This is a genomic window from Gandjariella thermophila (assembly GCF_005405885.1).
Lineage (GTDB): Bacteria > Actinomycetota > Actinomycetes > Mycobacteriales > Pseudonocardiaceae > Gandjariella > Gandjariella thermophila.
The window spans coordinates 1-1,597 of sequence record NZ_BJFL01000103.1; the positions used below are offsets into that span (position 1 = coordinate 1).

Consider the following 1,597-nt stretch of genomic DNA (forward strand, 5'->3'; position numbering starts at 1 on the left):
GAACCGGTTCCTCACCCGGGACCTGTACGAGGGCGCGTTCGCCGACACCCGGATGACCACCGATCCCTACACTGGCAACCGCTACGCCTTCGCCGGCGGCAACCCGCTGTCCAACATCGAACTCGACGGCCACGACTGGACCGACACCTGGCTCAACATCGCCACCGCACCCCTACCGCCTTCGCCGAGCCCCGACGCACCACCCCTGCCCTTGCCCACCAGCGGACCAACGGCGGCCGCCAGCACCGGCGCGAGCGGATCCAGCGGTGGTAGTGGTTCGGCCTCGGCTGTGAGCAGCGGCGTGCAGTCGCTTAGTGATGATCAGATCCTCCAGGCGTATGAGCGTGGGCAGGCGTGCCAACTCCTGTACGGGGCAGGTGGCGGACCTGCTCAGGACTGCCTGGGTCAGGTGCTGTCACCGAACTTCGACGCGTACAGGTCGCTTGATGCCGCCGAGGCGGGCGTGGGGCTTTTGGAGGCAATAGGCTACGGGGCCCAGTTGGCCACCTTGCCCCTCACCCTTTTCGAGGGCGGAGCCGGAATCGTAGAGGCGGCGAGCGCAGCACGAACCGGAGTCGCAGCCGCGGAACTCGGCGAGGCGGCAGCAGGGACGGTGTGGGATAGCATTAAGGCGACTCAATCAAATTATGCCGGCAGCGAGTTGCCGCGTTCTTTTGAGCTCACTGCTGGCGACACGCATGTTTGGGTACACCCGAATGCGACAGAGCATATTGCTGAATACCTTTCCGGCATGGCTCAGAACGGTGCTACGCGGATGCAAGTCGATATGGCTACTCAGGTTCAGCTCGAGAGTCTGCAGGCCGCAGTAGGCGAGGCGGCAAGAGATGGACTGGCCTATAATAAACTTATGAACGTCGGCGGCTGGGAGTTGATGTTTGGTGCACCGAGGGCTGAGGGTCAGCTTCCCGCGCTGTTCCATGCTCTATACACGGGATGATTTGGTGAGGCTTGTGATTCGAGTCATTGATTCAGTGGACTGTTCAGGGGCTATCGTGGAAAGCTGCGACCCTTGGATTCCTATGAAGGTCACTTGGGAGCCTCGATCTGGGGGAAGGCCGCTATACCTCAGGATTTCTGGATCGGGTGGGGGAGAGGCGGAGTTGAAGATTGATTCGGTCACAGGGATGCTTATGCAAGCGATCGTCATTCAAGCTCCTCCGCGGATCGAAACAACTAGCCAGATTCCGCGTTGTGTCGCAACGCGGTGCCAGTCGCCAGTTGTCGACCACTCCCTTTGGGGGTGGCAGGGTAGGTCAGAAGGCGTGATGCTCGACCAATCTATAGCCTCGACAATTGAAGATTTGGCCTTTGTTCGAGAAATGGATCGCATTGAGCTGATCCTCTCGAATCAAGAGTCGGAGCGATATTTGTACTGCGAGAACGTGGTAGTTGCCATTTCGGTCGATGGAAATTTGGTGGGCATTACGGCATTCTTGACGTAACTGACTTGAATCCTACACCTACGACCCGAACGGCAATCAGACCCAGGACGTCTCGGTCACCCAGAACGCCGACAACCATGCCGCCACGCTGAACCGCACCGCCACCAACACCTACACCCCGGCGGACAAGGTTC

General features: G+C 59.7%; 1 protein-coding gene. It reads left to right on the forward strand.

All coding sequences use genetic code 11. The annotated features are described in order from the left end of the window. Positions 1–958: hypothetical protein (locus FFT21_RS29415; protein ID WP_225978848.1), on the forward strand; the 958-nt coding region annotated here is incomplete at its 5' end. Between the last annotated feature and the right edge of the window lie 639 nt (positions 959–1,597).